Annotated in this window: 20 protein-coding genes; 10 read left to right on the forward strand and 10 right to left on the reverse strand. The window is 64.9% G+C overall.

The window, feature by feature from the left end:
* Positions 1 to 85: 85 nt before the first annotated feature.
* On the reverse strand, positions 86 to 679 hold the full coding sequence (locus H4V95_RS02390; protein ID WP_312883920.1) for a class I SAM-dependent methyltransferase: 594 nt from the start codon (positions 677 to 679) through the stop codon (positions 86 to 88).
* A 61-nt stretch (positions 680 to 740) separates the two neighbouring features.
* Here H4V95_RS02390 and H4V95_RS02395 point away from each other — a divergent pair, with 61 nt between their 5' ends.
* Positions 741 to 1,400 (forward strand): Pr6Pr family membrane protein, encoded by a 660-nt coding sequence (locus tag H4V95_RS02395; protein WP_196865524.1) that lies wholly within the window; start codon positions 741 to 743, stop codon positions 1,398 to 1,400.
* Entirely contained in the window at positions 1,393 to 2,118 is a 726-nt protein-coding gene (locus H4V95_RS02400) for a YqjF family protein (protein WP_209728580.1), read from the forward strand. The genes H4V95_RS02395 and H4V95_RS02400 overlap by 8 nt, the downstream gene beginning before the upstream one ends.
* Before the next feature lie 32 nt (positions 2,119 to 2,150).
* On the opposite strand, the gene H4V95_RS02405 is transcribed toward H4V95_RS02400, so the two are convergent.
* From H4V95_RS02405 to H4V95_RS02415, 3 genes are all read right to left on the reverse strand, one after another.
* Positions 2,151 to 2,837: an SDR family oxidoreductase gene (locus H4V95_RS02405; protein WP_209728582.1), complete on the reverse strand. Its 687-nt coding sequence runs from the start codon at positions 2,835 to 2,837 to the stop codon at positions 2,151 to 2,153.
* A gap of 295 nt (positions 2,838 to 3,132) precedes the next feature.
* Complete coding sequence (locus tag H4V95_RS02410) at positions 3,133 to 4,365, reverse strand: saccharopine dehydrogenase family protein (protein ID WP_196865521.1); 1,233 nt, start codon at positions 4,363 to 4,365, stop codon at positions 3,133 to 3,135.
* Positions 4,365 to 5,924 (reverse strand): APC family permease, encoded by a 1,560-nt coding sequence (locus tag H4V95_RS02415; RefSeq protein WP_196865520.1) that lies wholly within the window; start codon positions 5,922 to 5,924, stop codon positions 4,365 to 4,367. The genes H4V95_RS02410 and H4V95_RS02415 overlap by 1 nt, the downstream gene beginning before the upstream one ends.
* A 107-nt stretch (positions 5,925 to 6,031) precedes the next feature.
* Here H4V95_RS02415 and H4V95_RS02420 point away from each other — a divergent pair, with 107 nt between their 5' ends.
* On the forward strand, positions 6,032 to 6,574 hold the full coding sequence (locus H4V95_RS02420; protein WP_209728584.1) for a TetR/AcrR family transcriptional regulator: 543 nt from the start codon (positions 6,032 to 6,034) through the stop codon (positions 6,572 to 6,574).
* 60 nt (positions 6,575 to 6,634) lie between these two features.
* Here H4V95_RS02420 and H4V95_RS02425 read toward each other — a convergent pair whose 3' ends face one another.
* On the reverse strand, positions 6,635 to 7,753 hold the full coding sequence (locus H4V95_RS02425; RefSeq protein ID WP_196865623.1) for an alcohol dehydrogenase catalytic domain-containing protein: 1,119 nt from the start codon (positions 7,751 to 7,753) through the stop codon (positions 6,635 to 6,637).
* 107 nt (positions 7,754 to 7,860) lie between these two features.
* Between H4V95_RS02425 and H4V95_RS02430 the strand changes: the two genes are divergently transcribed.
* Positions 7,861 to 9,087 carry a TerC family protein gene (locus H4V95_RS02430; RefSeq protein ID WP_196865518.1) on the forward strand — a complete coding sequence of 409 codons (1,227 nt, stop codon included), beginning with the start codon at positions 7,861 to 7,863 and terminating at the stop codon, positions 9,085 to 9,087.
* A 116-nt stretch (positions 9,088 to 9,203) separates the two neighbouring features.
* Here the strand turns inward: H4V95_RS02430 and H4V95_RS02435 are convergent, their stop codons facing one another.
* Positions 9,204 to 10,577 carry an MFS transporter gene (locus H4V95_RS02435; protein WP_209728586.1) on the reverse strand — a complete coding sequence of 458 codons (1,374 nt, stop codon included), beginning with the start codon at positions 10,575 to 10,577 and terminating at the stop codon, positions 9,204 to 9,206.
* A 189-nt stretch (positions 10,578 to 10,766) separates the two neighbouring features.
* Positions 10,767 to 10,991: a hypothetical protein gene (locus H4V95_RS02440; RefSeq protein ID WP_209728588.1), complete on the reverse strand. Its 225-nt coding sequence runs from the start codon at positions 10,989 to 10,991 to the stop codon at positions 10,767 to 10,769.
* A 197-nt stretch (positions 10,992 to 11,188) separates the two neighbouring features.
* Here H4V95_RS02440 and H4V95_RS02445 point away from each other — a divergent pair, with 197 nt between their 5' ends.
* Both H4V95_RS02445 and H4V95_RS02450 read left to right on the forward strand, forming a co-directional pair.
* Entirely contained in the window at positions 11,189 to 12,508 is a 1,320-nt protein-coding gene (locus H4V95_RS02445; protein ID WP_209728590.1) for a M20 family metallopeptidase, read from the forward strand.
* A 70-nt stretch (positions 12,509 to 12,578) separates the two neighbouring features.
* Positions 12,579 to 14,153: an AbgT family transporter gene (locus tag H4V95_RS02450; RefSeq protein WP_196865515.1), complete on the forward strand. Its 1,575-nt coding sequence runs from the start codon at positions 12,579 to 12,581 to the stop codon at positions 14,151 to 14,153.
* An 18-nt stretch (positions 14,154 to 14,171) separates the two neighbouring features.
* On the opposite strand, the gene H4V95_RS02455 is transcribed toward H4V95_RS02450, so the two are convergent.
* Positions 14,172 to 14,573: a hypothetical protein gene (locus tag H4V95_RS02455; protein ID WP_196865514.1), complete on the reverse strand. Its 402-nt coding sequence runs from the start codon at positions 14,571 to 14,573 to the stop codon at positions 14,172 to 14,174.
* 166 nt (positions 14,574 to 14,739) lie between these two features.
* Between H4V95_RS02455 and H4V95_RS02460 the strand changes: the two genes are divergently transcribed.
* From H4V95_RS02460 to H4V95_RS02475, 4 genes are all read left to right on the forward strand, one after another.
* Positions 14,740 to 15,714 (forward strand): RimK family alpha-L-glutamate ligase, encoded by a 975-nt coding sequence (locus H4V95_RS02460; RefSeq protein ID WP_196865513.1) that lies wholly within the window; start codon positions 14,740 to 14,742, stop codon positions 15,712 to 15,714.
* A gap of 90 nt (positions 15,715 to 15,804) precedes the next feature.
* Positions 15,805 to 16,200: a ChaB family protein gene (locus tag H4V95_RS02465; protein ID WP_209728592.1), complete on the forward strand. Its 396-nt coding sequence runs from the start codon at positions 15,805 to 15,807 to the stop codon at positions 16,198 to 16,200.
* A 110-nt stretch (positions 16,201 to 16,310) separates the two neighbouring features.
* Complete coding sequence (locus H4V95_RS02470) at positions 16,311 to 17,375, forward strand: iron-siderophore ABC transporter substrate-binding protein (protein ID WP_196865511.1); 1,065 nt, start codon at positions 16,311 to 16,313, stop codon at positions 17,373 to 17,375.
* Positions 17,376 to 17,553: 178 nt separating this feature from the next.
* Entirely contained in the window at positions 17,554 to 17,859 is a 306-nt protein-coding gene (locus tag H4V95_RS02475) for a PRC-barrel domain-containing protein (RefSeq protein ID WP_196865510.1), read from the forward strand.
* Between the two features lie 165 nt (positions 17,860 to 18,024).
* Here the strand turns inward: H4V95_RS02475 and H4V95_RS02480 are convergent, their stop codons facing one another.
* Together H4V95_RS02480 and H4V95_RS02485 are read right to left on the reverse strand one after the other, a co-directional pair.
* Complete coding sequence (locus tag H4V95_RS02480; protein WP_196865509.1) at positions 18,025 to 18,258, reverse strand: DUF6480 family protein; 234 nt, start codon at positions 18,256 to 18,258, stop codon at positions 18,025 to 18,027.
* A 10-nt stretch (positions 18,259 to 18,268) separates the two neighbouring features.
* A complete protein-coding gene (locus H4V95_RS02485) occupies positions 18,269 to 18,535 on the reverse strand; it encodes a hypothetical protein (RefSeq protein ID WP_196865508.1) in 267 nt (88 codons plus the stop codon).
* Between the last annotated feature and the right edge of the window lie 3 nt (positions 18,536 to 18,538).

Genomic DNA, 18,538 nt, shown 5'->3' on the forward strand with positions numbered 1-18,538 from the left:
GAGAGCAGCCTTCATGGCTCTCGCCGGGTGCTGTTTGTCGTTAAGGGGCGACGTCGGCAGGCGTCGTCGCCGGAAAAAGTATTGCCTAATTCGTGCGCGTGAGGATCGAGACCAGGAACGACGACGACGGCTCCCACGGCCGGAGCTCCCAGGTGGAAAACTGTGCGCTGGATGCCAGGCCCGCAGCGGCCGCATCGGCGAAAAGACTCTCCGCTGAATACCCGCGATCGCTGCCAAACCCCACGACCAGCCGGCCGTCCGGAACCAGGTGAGCGTGCAGCCGGCGCAGCACGTCCGGAGCGGTGCCGGGTGCCAGGAACGGCAACACATTTCCAGTGCAGACGATCAGGTCAAAGGTCCGCCGGAGCGCGAGCGTGCTCAGGTCCGCGACCTGCCATTGGGATTGAGGGTGATCGCGCTGCGCGGCGGCGATCAGCTCGGCGTCCGCGTCGACGCCGGTGACCTGATGGCCCCGCCGGGCCAGTTCCCCGCCGACCCGGCCGGTGCCGCAGCCAGCGTCGAGGATCTGGCTGCCGCGGGCGGCCATCGCGTCGAGAACCCGCGCCTCACCATGCAGGTCCCGGCCCTCCGCGCGCATCACCTCGAAGCGCTGGATGTACCGGGTGGAGTGGCCGGGGTGCTCGCGGTTTTCTGCCGCCCAAAGTGTCTCTTCGTTCACTGGGACAGCCTACTGGGCATACGATCAGTGAAGAATTGTCCGCCAGTGCAGGAGGGTACCGATGGGGTTGGCAGCAAGGGGTTGGCACGGCGTCGTCGCGTTGATCGGTTTGGTGGGCCTCGGCGCCCAGGTTGTCGCCCTGATCAACGGGGAAAACTACTCGGTACTCGGGCCCGCCATGTCCTGGTGGAACTTCTTCAGCTACTTCACCATCCTCAGCAATATCCTGGTCCTCGTGATCAACGCGGACCTCGCCCTCCACCCGTCCGGCCGTTCGTCAACGCTGTGGCGGGTGCTGCGGCTGAACGCCGTCGTCAATATCTCGGTCACCGGGCTGATCGCCTTCACGCTGTTGCGGCGTCTCCCGGAGGTGCAGGCACTGGTGGGCCTGGGCCGGCTCTCCGACACCCTGCTTCACTATGTGGTGCCGATCCTGACGGTGCTCGGGTGGCTCTTGTTCGGCCCCCGGCCGTGCTTCACCATCCAGGCGGTCTGGCTCTCGCTGGTTTTCCCGGGGGTCTGGCTGGTCTACACGCTCCTGCGCGGGGCGGCGGTCACCTGGTACCCGTACCCCTTTGTCGACCTGAGGATCATCGACCCGCTGGAAGTGCTGATCAACTGTGTGTTCATCGGAGCCATGTTCGTGGGATTCGGCTTCGCCGCGCTGCAGATCGACAACCGAATGAAACCGAAATTCTTCAGGGAGGACTCCAATGTCTGACGCAATCGCCTGGCCGGCGGCCCCGCCCCTGGTCAGTTGGCCCATCATGGATCAGGCGTGGCTGGACGCCGTCTTCTTGCACTGGCGGATCCCGGTGGAGACAGCCGCAGGCTTCATGCCGCCCGGGACCGAACCCGACGTGTTCGACGGCGACGCGTGGGTGGGGCTGATCGGGTTTCGGATGGTCGGTGCGGGGATCGGCTCCGGGATGCCCGTTCCCTATTTCGGGTCCTTCAGCGAAATCAACGTCCGGTTGTACTCCCGGGAACCCGATGGGACCCGCGGGGTCGTGTTTCTCACCCTCGACGCATCCCGGTTGGCCGTGGTCTTGGTGGCCCGGGCGGCCGGCATCCCGTACGTCTGGTCCCGGTGCGCACCGGTGACCGACCAGGGCCGTGCCGGCTACACGGTGCGGCGGTTCCGGGGCGGGGCGTCGTCGTCGTTCGCGGTCCGGCCGAACCGGGCGGTGATCGCCAACGATCCGCTGACGATCAACGTGACCGCGCGGTTTGGCCTGCACTCCCAGCTGGCGGGGAGGACGCTCTTCATCCCGAACACCCACGCGCCCTGGCCCCTGCACCCGGCGACCATCGACTATCTCGACGACGGGCTGGTCAGCGCCGCCGGGATCACCGTCACCGGGCCACCCGAATCGGTGCTGTACTCGCCGGGGGTGCAGACGCAGTTCGGTAAGCCCCGGGTAATCCGGCGCGGCTAGTCACGCGTCAACCAGCTTTCCGCAGGGCGGGGTCAGACCATCCCGGAGGGGCGGATATTCAGTGACTCGATGGTGGAGTCCCGGGACGCGTCGACCGCGAGACGGACGGCCTTGGCCACCTGGTCGGGCTGGATCCATTCCTCGGGCCGGTAGGGCTTGCCCTCGAAGGTGTGCAGTTCCTGCTGCATGTCAGTGGCCACCCGGCCGGGATGGATGGAGCTGACCCGCACCCCGTTGCCGCGTTCCTCCTGCCGGAGGGCATCGGTGAGGGCGCGCAACGCGAACTTCGTGCCGCTGTACAGGGCGGAGCCGTCGCCGGAGGCATATCCGGAACCCGAGTTGATCGCGATGACCTGCCCCTTGGCGGCCCGGAGTGCGGGAAGCAGCAGCCGGGTCAGATTCGCCACAGCGAACACGTTGACCTCGAAACTTTTCCGCCACTGCTCGGGGGTCAGCTCGGCCACCTGTCCCATCTGCAGCACACCCGCTGAGTGGACGAGCACATCGAGGCTGGTGATGCCTTCGACAGCGTCGGGGGTGAGCTCGGTGAGTTCGGCGGCGAACGGCTCGGCGGAGGGGAACTCGCGGGCCAGGTCCTGCAGGGCATCGGCGTCGCGACCGCCGAGGAGCAGATGGTGGGTAGGCGCGAGCTCGCGGGCGATGGCGAGGCCGATGCCCCGCGAGGCGCCGGTGATCAGGGCTACAGGCAGTTCAGTCATGGTGGACATCCTATGTGTGTCCCCTTGCGTGCGGGAAAAGTGGTGTGGCTGCGGGAGCGCGCGAGGTGGGTGTAGTTGAGCAATTCGCCTACCGTTCACCGGCAGTTTCCTTACCCTGCGGGAACACCATGTTCACCGGTCGTGAGCACCTGGTGCAGCCAGAAACGGCCCTCAGGGCAAGGATTGCCGCTAGCAACCGGCGGATCTTGCGCTGAGGGCCGTTTCTGGGGGGCGGCGGGTTGATGCGGACCCTGTCTGGGGCCGTTTCTCTGGACAGGGTCGACCTGAAAGAGGGCTAGCGTTCCTCCAGCCCCCAGGGGGACCCGTACCCGACCGGCGTGTCTGCAGCCAGCAGGTCCAGGAACGGCCGGGAGTCGAATGCCTCCGGTCCGAGGACGCCGGTACCCTGCCAGGTTCCGTTCGCCAGCAGCTCCAGCGCGATCACGGGGTTCACCGCGGTCTGCCACACCACCGCTTGTGACGCGTACTCGGCCATCGACCACTCGTTATCCACCACGTGGTACAGATACACGGCGCGGGGTTTCCCGTCCTTGCCGGTACCCGTCACGTACAGTCCGGCGCAGGTCTTCCCCGTCATCCTCTCGCCCAGGGAGGCGGGATCGGGGAGGGCCGCCGCAACGACGTCGCGGGGTGACACCGATACCCCCTTCACCGTCAGAGGCTCGGTGGAGTCCAGACCCAGCTTGTGAAGGGTTTTGAGCACGTCGATGAACTCGTCGCCGAGGCCGTACTTGAACGTGACCTTGCGCGCCTTGGTCCAGCGCGGCATCAGGATGACCTCCTCGTGTTCCACGTTTACGCACTCTACTTCGCCGATTCCTTCGGGGAACCGGAAGACCTCGGGGTCGCTGAACGGTTCGGTGGTGTACCAGCCGGTCTCGCGCTCAAAGACGACCGGCGGGTTCAGGCACTCCTCGATGGTGGTCCAGATGGAGAACGACGGCGCGAAGGCCGGTTCGCCGTCGGCCCCCGCCACGACGAGGTTGGCGCCGTCGCGCACCCCCAGCTCGTCGATCGAGGTGAACAGCTCGTCCTCCGCGTAGCGGGCGAAGACATCGGACAGGCCCGGCTCCACGCCCATGCCCACCAGGGCCAGCCGACCGGCGTCCTCCCACTCCTGTGCCAGCGCGAACTGCTCGTCGCCGAGCATCACCCCGGTCTTGGCGAATGGCTCCTCCGGGTGCCTGACGGACAGGCTCATCGCCATATCCAGGTAGGTGGCGCCCGCCGCGAAGCAGCCGTTGAAGATGGGCATCACAAACCGGGGGTCGACGGCGTTGAGGACGTGGGTGATCCGGTGTTCCTTCACGACGGCGGCAACCGCCTCGGCCGACGACGCATCCACCTGCGTGGCCACCAGCCGGTCATCATCGAGTGCATCCACCAGGGCCTGTGGCCGGGCGGGGTCGTAGTCGGCCACCACCAGCAGGTCGAAGAACGAGCGCCGGACGGCGATCCGCGCAGCGGCGGATCCAACACCTCCGGCACCAACAATGAGAATGCGCATTAGGCCAAGCCTCCATCAACTGAGCGTCGGTAGGTATCGGGGGAATCGGGGACGAGCACGGGGGTGTCGGCGTTTAGGCTCTTCCCCCGGAAGAAGGGCAGTGACCCGGAGCGGGTCCGCCAGAGAATCATCAGTACCAGCCCCAGGGCGAGGGAGCCGATGCCCACCACGAAGGTGCCGCCGACGCCGAGCAGCACGCTGTACCCGTAGTCGACGTCGGCCATGTCGATTGCCGACTTGATGAAGGCGGCGGTGAGCATCAGCGCACCCAGCAGGGGAAGCAGGAACCGGAAGAAGAAGTTGTGCCGTGAGTTGAAAAGCTCCCGGCGGAAGTACCAGACGCAGGCATACCCGGTGATGGCGTAGTAGAACGCGATGGCGAGTCCCAGGGACAGGATCGAGTCCGCCAGGATATTCTCGCTGACCAGGGTCATCACCACGTAGAACCCGATCGCGGCCACCCCCATCACCAGGGTGGAGAAGGAGGGGGTCTTGAAGCGGTGGTGCACGGTGCTGAACCGGTGCGGGAGTGCCCGGTAGACGGCCATGGACAGGGTGCCCCGGGCGGTGGGCAGGATGGTGGTCTGCGTGGAGGAAACCGCTGAGACGAGTACGGCCACCACCAGCAACCAGGCGGCAGGGCCCAGCACTGCGTCCTTGAGGGCGAAGAACACGTCCTCGGCGTTGACCTCGTTCCCGAGCCCGGATCCCTCCTCGCCCACCCCGGCGTACATCATCGCAGCGACGGTTACCCCCACGTAGGTGATGAGGAGCAGTACCGTGGAGATCAGTGCAGCCCGGCCGGGGATCCGGCGGGCATCGCGGGTTTCCTCGTTCAGGGCCAGGCAGGCGTCCCAGCCCCAGTAGATGAACAGGGCGAGCAGCACCGCCTCGGTGAACCCTTCAACGCTTTCGAAGGCGAACGGGTTGAACCAGTCCAGCGAGGGCGCGGTGGCGTTTTCGGCCGTGCCGTTGGCGATGCCGATCAGAGCGAACACCACGAACAAACCCAATGCCAGGTACTGGATGCCCAGGAGTACGTTCTGCAGCTTCGCGCCGATTTCAACGCCGCGGTAGCTGACGTACGTCATCGAGGCGATGAAGAAGACTCCGGTCGCGGTCACGAGAAGGGTGTTGTCAGCGAGGGACCCGTCGCCGATCAGCAGCCACAGGTAGATCCCGGCGATCTGGGCGAGATTGGCCAGAACGATGATCCCGGCAACAGCCACTCCCCAGCCAGCCATCCAGCCGACCCAGGGGCCAAAAGCCTTGGTGGCCCAGGTGAAAGACGTGCCGCAATCAGGGATCTCCCGGTTGAGCTCGCGGTAGGCGAAGGCGATGAACAGCATGGGGATGAACGCCAGAATGAAGGCGATGGGTGCCTGCGCCCCGACCGCAAGGACCACGAAACCAAGCGAGGCCGCCAGCGAATACACCGGGGCCGTCGATGCCAGGCCGATCACCACCGAGCCCCAGACGCCGAGCGTGCCGGTGGCAAGTCCCTTTCCCTCGCCCGACGGCGCGCCGGGGGCGTCCTTCCCAACTGTTGCGTGACTCATGGTGCGCCTCCGATGTCCGGTGGGCCGGCGTCGTTGGCCGGTAACCCTGTAACGCAAGTCACTATACCGACTAGTCGGTTTTTTTGGAAGGCCCTAGAATCGAGCCCATGGGTCACGCTCCGAGCACTGTTCACCGCCTGATTGACGCCTACCAGGACATTCTGGTGTCCGACGGCGAACGCAGCGCCACGCTCGACGCCATCGCGCAGCGGGCCGGAGTCTCCAAAGGCGGTCTCACCTACCACTTCAAGTCCAAGGACGAACTGGCGTCCGCGCTGTTCGAGCGGCTGCAGGCGCTGGTGGAGGCGGACCTCGAGGTGATGCGGGCCGATCCCGGGCAAGCGGCCACCTACTACGTGAAAAGCTCCCTCGACGTCGAGAGTCCGTTGGAAAGGTGCAACATGGCTGTCACCCGGCTGGCGCAGGGATCCTATCCGGAGGCCAACGAACTGCTCGCCAGGTGCCGGACCCAGTGGTTTGACGTGCTCATGGACGCGGTCGGACATGAGGACATGGTCCACCTGGTGATGCTGCTCGGCGACGGGATCTACTTCAACGCCTCGCTCACCGGGACGGGGGCCATGCCGGAGGAGACCGATCCGGCCACCATCGACCGGATCATTGGCCTGATCGGGACCATCGATTACTGACCCGCGACGTTCACCGGCAGCGCCCACCGCGGGTGGCTGGCTCTACCGGGCAGCTAAGCCCTACCGGAGGGTGAAGATCCGACGAACTACCCGGCCGTCGGCCAGGGCGTCGAGGCTCTCGTTCAGGTCACCGAGATCCCGGGTATCCGTGTGGAGCAGCTCGACCGGCAGCTTTCCCTCCCGCCAGAGGGCAAGGTAGGCGGGGATGTCCCGGGCCGGGACCGAGTCTCCCATGTAGGAGCCGAGCAGCCGTTTACCGGCCCCGGCGAACTGCAGCGCCTGGGTGGTGATCGTCTGGTCGGGGTGCGGCAAGCCCACCGACACCAGGGCTCCGCCCCGGGTCAGCAGCGCCAGACAGGCCTCCATCACCCGTGCACTGCCGACCGCTTCGAGCGCCACGTCTACCCCGTCTCTGCCGAGGGCCTGCACCAGCGTCGATGCTTCGTCGGGGGCGCCCACGGTGGTCGCCCCGCAGCGCAGCGCCAGGTCACGCTTCGCGGGCAGCGGGTCGATCGCTATCACCGTGGTGCCCGGAACCTGCGCGGCAGCCATCACGGCCATCAGCCCCACCGCGCCGAGCCCAAACACGATGACCGACTGGCCCTCGGACACCCGGGCTGTGTTCAACACCGCGCCGATCCCGGTGAGCGCCGCGCAACCGAACATGGCCGCCACATCGAAGGGAACGTCGTCGTCAATTACCACCACCGACTCCCGGGCCACCACCGCGTACTCGGAAAACGCCGAGACGCCAAGGTGGTGGTTGATCCGGTCACCGTCAGCGGTCTGCAACAGGGCGGGCCCATGCAGCAGGTCCCCACTGCCGGTGACCTCGGCCGCGCGGTGGCAGAGGGCGGGGCGGCCGGCGTCGCACGCGCGGCAGGACCCGCAACTGGGCACAAACACCAGCACCACCCTGTCGCCAACTGTGATATCAGCGACATCCGGGCCCACCACATCGACGACGCCGGTCGCCTCATGCCCCAACGCCATCGGCAGCGGCCGCACCCGGGAGGCGTCGATCACTGACAGGTCGGAATGGCAGAGGCTTGCCCGTTCAATCCTTACGCGTACCTCGCCCGATCGTGGCGACGGGACATCCAGTTCCTGCAGGTGGAGGGGAGTGCTGTCCGCGTAGGGCCGGCCGGCACCGGCTTCGTAGAGGACGGCGCTGCGCATCGTGGAGGGGTTCATGGGTTCAATGTACGGCCTGAAGCTGTCTTGCCGTCCACTCCCTCGGCAAACTACCGTGAGTACACGCCACCTGCACGAGGAGAAAAAACCGCATGGACGTATCCCCAATTGTTTGGGCTCTGACGATCGCCGGAATTGTGGGGTTGCTGCTTTTCGACTTCTTCTTCCACGTCCGGAAGGCGCACACTCCCACCCTGAAAGAGGCGGCGGTGTGGTCCTCAATCTATGTGGGCCTCGCGATCCTCTTCGGCCTGGGCGTCCTGGTCTTCGGTGGACCCACCATGGGCACCGAGTACTTCGCCGGGTATGTCACCGAGAAGGCTCTCTCGGTGGACAACCTGTTTGTCTTCCTCATCATCATGGCCAGCTTCAAGGTGCCACGCGCCGACCAACAGAAGGTGCTCCTCTTTGGCATCGTGTTCGCACTGATTGCCCGCAGCGGGTTCATCTTCCTGGGCGCCGCACTGATCAACCAGTTCGCCTGGATTTTCTACATCTTCGGTCTGGTCCTGCTGCTGACCGCCGGTAACCTGCTCAAGCCGACATCCGAGGACGACCACGGTGACATGATCGTGGTGCGCCTGGCCAAGCGCTTCCTGCCAGCCACCGATCACTACGACGGCGACAAGCTGTTCACCATCGAGAACGGCAAACGCGTCCTCACCCCGATGCTGTTGGTCATGATCGCCATCGGCGGCACCGACATCCTGTTCGCACTGGACTCCATCCCGGCTATTTTCGGCCTGACCCAGAACGTGTTCATCGTCTTCACGGCCACCGCGTTCTCCCTGATGGGGCTGCGCCAGCTGTACTTCCTGATTGACGGTCTGCTGGACCGCCTCATCTACCTGTCCTACGGCCTCGCGATCATCCTGGGCTTCATCGGCGTGAAGCTGATCCTCCACGCACTGCACGAGAACAACCTGCCGTTCATCAACGACGGCGAGCCGGTTCCGGTGGTGGAAATCGCCACCGGGTTGTCCCTCACGGTCATCCTCGGAGTGTTGATCGTTACGGTCGTCGCATCGGTCATCAGCCCCAAGGGCAAGGCAAAGACTGCTGTCAGTGGCGCGAGGCGCCACGCCGTCGAGTACATGGATCTGGACTACGAGACAGATTTTGACGAGCGCGAAAAGATCTACAACCGCATGGTGGATGAAGAGAATATGCTCCGCAAGCTCCCCGAGAAGTACAAGCGGTTGATCCGGAACGAGACCGATTTCATGGACCTGATCAGGCGCGCCCACGAAGCCCATGGTGCGGCTATCGATCGGGAGCCGAACCACGAGTCAGGTGTGACCGGTCCAACCAGGCTCTAACCGGCTCAACTCAGAACCACCCAGGTCCGAGACGGACCCTAACGCAAAGGCGACCCCGCAGTTCATCACTGCGGGGTCGCCCTTTTGTTGCGGTGCCGGCGACTTTCAAACGCTGGCTAGCTGCGGGTGGTAGCCAGCTCGGCGGCCGTCGGGTCGCCCGGCATCTCAGTGCCTCTGATGGATTCCCCGGCGGTCTCGCGGACAAACGGCATCGCAATCATGCCGATCAGACAGGCGCCCATCATGTAGAACGCGGGGACCAGCAGGTTACCCGTGGATTCGATCAGCGCCTCGTTGGCCAGTGGCGCGGTGCCGCCGAACAGGGCGGTCGCGAGGTTGTAGGTGACAGCGAACCCCGCGAACCGCACATGGGCCGGGAACATCGCGGGGAAGGTCGCCGAGATGGTGGCCAACTGCAGGACATAGAGAATCCCCAGCACGGCGAACCCAATCAGCGCCCCGGTGAACCCGGTGCCGATCAGCATGTACATCGGCAGTGCGGCAACGAACAGCCCTACGAGGGAGACCCACCAGAGCGGCTTGCGCCCCACCCGGTCCGAGAGCGCCCCGGCGAAGGGGATCAGCAGCATCATCACTATCTGGCCGATCAGGATCAGGGTGAGGGAACCGTCGTCGGACAGGCCAATCTGGTTCTGCAGATAGGTGGGCATGTAGCTGAGGAGAGTGTAGTTGGCGACATTGAGGGCGATGACCAGGCCAGCCATCGTGAGGACCGGACGCCAGTACTTGCTGGCCAGGTGCTTGAGCGTGGTGGGTCCGCGGTCTTCGGTGCCGGACTCGTTTTCCAATTCACGGAAGACCGGGGTGTCTTCCAGCTTGGACCGCAGGTACCAGCCGATCAGGCCCATGGGTCCGGCGATCAGGAAGGGGATCCGCCAGCCCCAGTCGGTCATCGCCTCAGCGCCGAGGAGGATCTGCAGGAACAGGGTGACGGCGGTGCCGAGCGCAAAACCGAAGATGGTGCCGAATTCGAGGAAGCTGCCGAGGAAGCCGCGTTTCCTGTCGGGAGAGTACTCGGCCATGAAGGTCGCAGCTCCGCCATACTCTCCACCGGTGGAAAAGCCCTGCAGGATGCGCAGCGCCACCAGCAGGACGGGGGCCCAGTAGCCAATCTGGTCAAACGTGGGCAGCAGCCCGATAGAGAAGGTGGCGCCAGCCATCAGGATGATGGTCAGCGACAGCACCGCTTTGCGGCCCAGCCGGTCTCCGAGCGGACCCCAGATGAACCCGCCGAAGGGCCGGGCCAGGAACGAGATGGCGAAGGTGGCGAGCGCCCATTCCGCCCCGCCCGGGAAGAAGTTCGCGGTGATGTAGGTGAGGACCACCGCATACACGCCGTAGTCGTACCACTCGGTCGCGTTGCCTACTGCCGAGGCGCCAATGGCCCGGCGGATGGTTTTCTCGCCCTCCGGCGTATCACTCTCCGGAGCATCGAACCCGCTGTGGGGTGGTTGATTGTCGGCAGTCACTGGTGTCTCCGTCCCTGAAGGTGGGCCCGGTCCGCCATCTTCAGGAAGGGCCGAACAGGGCCAGGTCAGCCATCAACCCTAGCGATGCAATCAGTCGATGGCTAACGCACCCAAGTTCGCGCCGTGGGTCCTACCCGCCGCAGGCAGGGCCCGAAAACGCACTCACGGAGACTTGCTGGGACGGTGCTGCTACTCGGCGCTGATCTGCCAGATCGCGTACTCGTCGGCATGCAGGATGGCCCGTCGGCCGTCGGAGAGGTCGCGGATCCACACGATCCCGAGGCCGGGCGCCGTGTCTTCCACGTAGCCGCTGTAGTGGACCTCGCGGTTGCGGTGAGCTTCAATTTCATCCCCCCGGCGGAGCATGCCGAGGTCATGGATGCGGATGATGGCGGTGGCGGTAAGCAGGGGCATGGTGACTCCTTGGTTCTGTGGCCGGGTCAGGCAGGTCCGGCCGATGGTTTTATTCAACTCCTATGGTGTTGCGGGGGTGTTTCAGCACGGTGAATTTGTCGCGACCAGGACCGTGCTGCCGTGCCAGGACCCGCATTATTACCCAGGATTGCGCTCCGCGGCTGCCATGCCAGCAATTAGTTGCCTAAGCTACCAGGATGACCGAACCAGCCTTGCCGGACCCGGCATACCTTAATCAGATCGACGCCGATACCCAGCGCCGCCTCCTCACAGCCGTTCCCCCGACGTCGGAATTCGACGGCGCGCCGGAAGACCTCCGCGCCGCCGTCGACGGCAATATCGCGGCTCTCCACGACGACCTGCAACGGATCGTGCACACCCTGCATGCCCACCCGGAGACCGCGTTCCAGGAGCATGACAGCGCCCGCCTGATCGCCGATATTCTCACCGAACACGGGATCGACGCCGAACTCGGCGTCCACGGCGTCGACACCGCCGTCCGGGCCGAGATCCGGGGGACAGGCGACGGGCCCACCATTGCCGTCCTCAGCGAGTACGACGCCCTCCCGGGTATCGGGCACGCCTGCGGCCACAACGTTATTGCTGCCACCGGTGTGGGCGCCTTCCTGGCACTCGCCGGGGTCCGGGACCGGCTCAACGGCACCGTCGTCTTCCTCGGCACCCCCGCCGAGGAGGGTCACTCCGGCAAGGAAATGCTGGCCCGCAACGGTGCGTTCGACGGCGTCGACGCCGCCATCATGGTCCACCCGTACGGCTACGACCTGGCAGACCAGGTCTGGCTGGGACGCCGACTGCTCACCATCACGTTCACCGGTATTGCCGCGCACGCCTCAGCCCAGCCGTTCATGGGACGCAACGCGCTCGACGCCGCCAGCCTCACTTACCAGGGCATCGGACTGCTCCGCCAGCAGCTGCCACCATCGGACCGCGTCCACAGCAACATCACCGAGGGCGGGCGCAGCCCCAACATCATTCCGGAGAAGGCAGTGATGAAGCTCTACGCCCGCTCCAAGTACCCTGAAACGCTGAAGGATCTCAGCAAACGGCTGGAGGACATCGCCCGCGGTGCAGCGCTGATGACCGGCACCACCGTGGAGCTGGACTGGGACCAGCACCCGCCGTCGCTCCCAATCCGCACCAACGACGCTCTCACCGGCCGCTGGGTCGAATCACAGCAGCGGCGTGGACGGAGCCCGCTGCCCGCCGGCGTGGTCTCTGACACGCTCGCCGCCTCCACTGACTTCGGGAACGTCAGTTACCGCATCCCGGGCATCCACCCGCTGATCAAGATTGCCGACCAGAGCACCGCGCTGCACACCACCGACTTCGCAGCCGCGGCCGCGTCCGAGGCAGCGGTGCAGGGTGCGTACGACGGCGCCGCCGGGCTCGCGCTGACCGCCCTGGATTACCTGATGGATCCGCTGCTTCAGCAGCAGGTCCGCCAGGAGTTCGACGATCAGGGTGGGGCCATCGACGTGCCCTCCTACTTCGACTGAACTCCTGCGCCACCGGCACGAACCCTCCGCCACTGAAACCCGCGTGACCTACGTCAAGGGAGCACGACCCATGTCCACCACCGCAAGCGCACCGAGCGGATTAACCGACAAGTTCCTCAACGGGGTGGAACGGGTCGGCAACAAACTTCCCGACCCGTTCATGCTCTTCCTTATCCTGTTCGGCATCACCGCCGTGGTGTCGACGGCGATGGCCTGGTCCAGCGTCACCGTGCAGCTGCCCGGCAGCGACGAGATCACCGAGATCAAGGGACTGTTCACCGCAGAGGGGCTCACTTGGCTGACTACCAACCTGGGAGCGAATTATCTGGGGTTCCCGCCACTGGCCACCGTGCTGCCGATCCTTCTGGCGGTCGGTGTCGCCGAGAAGTCCGGTCTGCTGGGTGCGATGATCCGCAAGGCCTTCGGCAGCGCGCCCCGCTGGGCGCTGCCTTACGCCGTCGGTGTTGTGGGCGTCACCGGTTCCATCATGTCCGATGCAGCGTTTGTGGTGATCCCGCCGCTGGCCGCACTGGTGTTCAAGGCCGCTGGCCGCCACCCGGTAGCCGGGCTGCTCGGCGGTTTCGCCGCCGCTGGAGCCGGCTATTCGACCAACATCCTGGTCACCAGCCTCGATGCTCTCTTCGCAGGGATCACGACGGCGGTCACCGAGACCCTGCCCAATGCGGGGTCCCCGGTGACCCCGGTGTCGAACTATTTCTTCAATGTGGTGGCATCGATTGTCCTGATGGCGATTGCCGGTTTCGTGATTGACAAGATCCTTGAACCGCGCCTGGAACGGCAGGGCATCCCCCGCGAAGAGACCGTCGATGAGGACGCCCCCGCTGCGCCCACCAGCGCCGAGCTGAGCGCCGACCTGACTCCCCGGGAAAGCAAGGGTCTGCGGTGGGCATTGATCGGAGGGGTCACCCTCGCCGTCGTCCTGGTGTTGGCGTTCGTGCTGCCGGGTTCGCCCTGGCGGAACGAGGAGGGCGGGTACCTGCCCACGTCGCCGTTGCTCAGCTCGATCGTGTTCGTGGTCTTCAGCATGTTCGTGGTGCCGGGGCTGGTGTACGGGAAAATTGTTGGCACCATTACCACCGGACGGGATATCCCGCGGGTGATGGGCGAGGCCATCAAGGACATGGCCGGGTTCCTGGTCCTGGCGTTCATTCTGGGCCAGTTCATTGCCCTGTTCAACTGGTCGGGCATCGGCCAGTGGATCGCAGTAGCTGGCGCGGGCGGGCTTGAAGCGATCGGGTTGACCGGGTATCCGGCGATCCTCGCGTTCATCCTGTTGGCCTCGCTGCTGAACCTGTTCATCATTTCCGGATCGGCGATGTGGACGCTGATGGCCGCCGTCTTCGTGCCCCTGTTTGTGCTGCTCGGCTACGAGCCAGCCTTCATCCAGGCTGCGTTCCGGGTCGGTGACTCGGCCACCCAGGTGATCACCCCGCTGAACCCCTACATGATCGTGCTCCTGACGATGCTCAGGAAGTACGAGCCCGACGCCGGCCTCGGCACCCTGATGGCGAGGATGCTGCCCTTCGTGGTGCCCTTCTGGCTCGCCTGGGTGGCCATCCTGAGCGTGTTTTTCTTCCTTGACCTGCCGCTCGGACCGGGTAACGGCATCTTTCTGCCCGAGTAACCAGCCCAGTGGGTCCCGCTAGTCCGCAGGGGCGACCACACTCAAACGAAGCCTTTCGGGAGCCGTCAGGGTTGGCTTGAGGCGCGCAAAAATCGACAATTCGTTCAACTCCGACCGGAGCGATTCCCACGTATGTGCTTCGCTCAGATCCAGAATGACGCGTGCCTGCGGCGAAAGTGCACTCGCCCGTCGCACCACCAGGTCCAGGCCGTGAATGTTGACCGGGGAGACGCATCCGTGCACCCGAATGTGCACACTGATGAAGTTGTCATCAGTGGTTACGAGGATTTTCAGTTTTCGTTGGGAGGCCGAGGGGTGTGCTGCCATGGCACGCTCGCGGGGTGTTTCCTCCCAGATGCCAGCCGCACCTTGTGTTCCGCCAGAGGCACCCGTTTCTGGTGACGGTGTGTGAGTCTTCATTGGTCTGGCACCTTGCCTCTCATGCCGAATCTTTGGCGTAGTACCTATGAGACCGGGATAACCTGGCGGCTGCTAGGGCACAAAGTCCTCGCTGGGCCGACCTGCTGGCGGAATACGCCCGCCGGCCGGGAGGTTGTGCCTAACGAACCCAAGCTGGAGGTACGTCGTGACCAAGATTTTTGCCCTGCACGAGAACCCTGAGTGGTTCCCACCCTTCGCCAAGGCTTTCGAAGCCGAGGGCGTCGAAGTGGAAGAGTGGCTGTTGACCGACGGCGTGCTCGATCTCGACCAGGCGCCACCCGAGGGCATCTTCTGGTCCCGGATCAGCGCCTCCTCGCACACCCGCGACCACCACCTCTCCAAGGACTACGCCCGCGCTGTCCTGTCCTGGCTGGAGGCGCACGGACGCCGGACCGTCAACGGGCGCCGCATCCTTGAGCTCGAGATGAGCAAGATCGACCAGTTGACGGCGCTCAAGGCTGCGGGCATCGACACGCCGCGCACCGTCGCAGCCATCGGCAAGGATCGGATCCTCGACGCCGCGGCCGGTTTTCCCACCCCCTTCATCACCAAGCACAACCAGGGTGGCAAGGGCCTGGGCGTCCGCAAGTTCGAGAGCCATGAGGAGCTTGCCGAGTACGTCGGTTCGTCCGAGTTCGAGGAACCCCAGGACGGCATCACCCTGATCCAGGAGTTCATCCAGGCAGCCGAGCCCATCATCACCCGGGTGGAAATCGTCGGCGGCGAGTTCATCTACGCCATCCAGGCAGACACGGCGCGCGGCGGCTTCCAGCTGTGCCCAGCCGACGCCTGCGCGATTGACCCGGTCACCGGCAAACCCATCATGCCGCCCGGGGCCACGATCGAACCCGCGGAAGGCCAGCAGCTGTTCAGCCTCCGCGAGGGCTTCGATCACCCGATCATCGGGAAGTACCTTGAGTTCGCACGCCGGAACAACATCGAGGTCTGCGGGATCGAATTCATCGAGACCGCCGACGGCCGGGTCCTCACCTACGACGTGAACACCAACACCAACTACAACGCAGTGGTCGAAGCCCAGGCGCCCCGCTCGGCGCCCGGCGCGCTCGTTGAGTACCTGTCCGGCCTTACCGCCCCTGCGCCCGAACCCGCACTTCGCTAGGGTAGGCGCACGGGACGCGGTACTCGAGGACTTTCCGCGGCCCAGGAATGCGTGGCCGTCCTCGACGTCGAGGCGAGAAGGAACCGAGCAATGAAGAAGAGCGACCTGCCGAGCACGCTGCAGCGCTCCGGGAAGAAGGCTCAGGACACCTTCGGCAAGACCCTGGAGTCGGCGGAGGAGGAGTACGGTGTGGGTGAGCGGGCGAGCCGGACCGCGTTCAGCTCGCTGAAACACACCCACGAGAAGGTGGGCGACCATTGGGAACCGAAAGAGGAAAGCGGCCCATCGGATGCAGCCGCCGAGCGCGGCGGGCGGAACCCCGGTGAGACGGCCGGCGGCGTGGACGCGAATGCCTCCAGGAAGCACCTGTACGAAATAGCCCGCGCGCTCGACGTCGCGGGCCGTTCACGGATGACGAAGACCGAGTTGGTGGAGGCCATCCAGCGGGCCAACGACCGTGAAACCCGCCGCGCGCCTGATGCCTAAGCCAATTACGCAACATAAACATTTCGTAATCGATGTGAGGGTAGGGTAGCCTTACTTCGTCCGTCCGAACGGGCGTGAGTCACAGTTTCCCGAAAGTCGAGGAGCCCTCCATGGCCCCCACCCGCATGCGCGGTTTCGCCGCGGCAGCTACGGCCGCCGCAGCAATCCTGGCCCTATCCGCCTGCAGCACCGGTCCCGCCGATGGCGGTTCGGGTTCCGAAGCCCCCGAAGCGGCCGGCGCCGCAGATCAGTTCCCCGTCACGATCGAACACGTGTACGGCGAGACAGTGATCGAGGAACTGCCCGAGCGGGTGGCCACCGTTGACTGGGTCAATGCGGATGTCGCCCTGGCGCTCGGCGTCGTGCCCGTTGGCATGCAGAGCGACGAATACGGCGGCAACGAGAACGCCTCTACGCCGTGGAAGGACGCCAAGCTGGAAGAGCTTGGTGCCGCGATCGGCACGGAGAACGCTCCCGTGCAGTACTCGGAAGCTGATGGGTACGCGTTCGATGAGGTTGCAGCGACGAACCCCGACGTCATCCTGGCCGCCTACTCGGGGCTGACACAGGAGGACTACGACACCCTGAGCGCCATCGCGCCGGTCGTCGCGTTCCCCGAGGTCGCCTACGGCACCCCGTGGCAGGAATCGACGCTCATCATCGGTGAAGCGCTCGGCCTGGCCGGTGAAGCTGAAGAATTGGTAGCCGAAACCGAAGAGACCGTTGCCAACGCTGCGGCCGACTACCCTGCGATCGTGGGCAAGACCTTCATCTATGGGAACCTCGAGCCCGCCAGCGCAGAAGGCGTCAGTATCTATACCGCCAATGACAACCGGCCCCGGTTCCTGGAGTCGATCGGTATGGTCCAGGCCGACGTCGTGACCGAAAACACTGAGGGTTCGGAAGAATTCTTCATCCCTTGGTCCGCAGAACGGGCCAACGAGCTGGAATCGGACATCTTCGTGACCTGGGTGCCCGACGAGTCCACGATCGAGGCCATCGGCGAGGACCCTTTGCTGAGCCAAATCCCGGCAGTGGAATCCGGCGCACTCGTTGCTGATCCCGACAACACCCTCACCCTGTCCATCTCGGCAGCCAACCCGTTGAGCCTGCCGTGGGCCCTGGACACCTTCCTCCCCATGCTGGATGAGGCGGCCCAGCAGGCGGAGGGCTAGGCTTCCCTCGCACAAACGGCCCCCAGGGCAAGAATCGCCGGTTGCACTCGGCGGGCCTTGCCCTGGGGGCCGTTTCTGTGGGTGCACCTGGTGTGGACGCGTCTCCAGTTGCTCGCAGGGGCATCCTCGGATGAAATAGGATCAGTCCACTTAGTTTTATCGACGATGGAGATGCACCATGGCACAGCCGGACATTCAGGAACTGCAGGAAGCCACCGCCTGGGACGCCGACGGCGAAAAGCTGGGAGAGGTGTCGCAGGTCCACCTCGACGCCCGCACCGGCGAACCCGTATGGCTGACCGTGTCGCTGGGACTGTTCAACACCCGGGAGCATTTCTTCCCCTATCAGGGGGCGCTGCTCGACGGCGGCGACATCCACGTGGCGTACACCAAGGACAAGATCACCGATGCCCCGGACCTGGATGCGGCGTCGGAACTCACCGACGAGCAGATGGCTTCCCTGCGCGAGTACTACGGGATCTAGGGCCTGCGCCCGTCGCGGGCGTTGGTTAAGCCAGAAACGCGCCCACGGTCAATGGGAGATACCGGCCCTGTATGGTCCGCTATCGCCAGCTGACTGTGGGCGCGTTTGCGTGGTGATGCTTTGTCACTCCGGGCTCTGGAAGTGAGTGCTTCATAACTCCGGGCTCTAGAAAAATTCGATCAGCCGGCCGACCACAAACAGGGCGATGCAGGCCACGAAGACCACGCCGATGCCGATCAACCACGGGAGCGGGTTATTGGACTTCGAGGTTCCCTCGTCATGACCCTGCGGTCCTACCGTTGAGGACTCGCCAGGAGGGGTCTCACCCGGTGGGACGCCGCCGCCCGGCTCAAGCCCGGTGACCTTGTCACCTTGTGGATCGGGATTCTCTCCAGTCATGCAGTTCCTCCTAGATTTCCCAATCAGACCTCTTGGGTGATGGGTCTTTTGTGTCACGCGGCGTCCAGGACATAGTGATATCCGCGCCCTCTTCTGTTTCACGAACAAACAGGTGAAGGTCTTCACCGTAGAGGTTCTCATCCTCAACCACGTCACCCGCCTCGTGGGCCATTTCCACCAGCCGGCTGATGGCCACAGCCATGGCGCGGCCCCAGTCGTGGGGATGCTTGCTCGACGATTCCTCGGTTACAGAGAACTTTCTATCCATAGTTGCCATTGT

It is taken from the genome of Arthrobacter sp. CAN_C5 (genome assembly GCF_017875735.1).
Classification (GTDB): Bacteria; Actinomycetota; Actinomycetes; order Actinomycetales; family Micrococcaceae; genus Arthrobacter_D.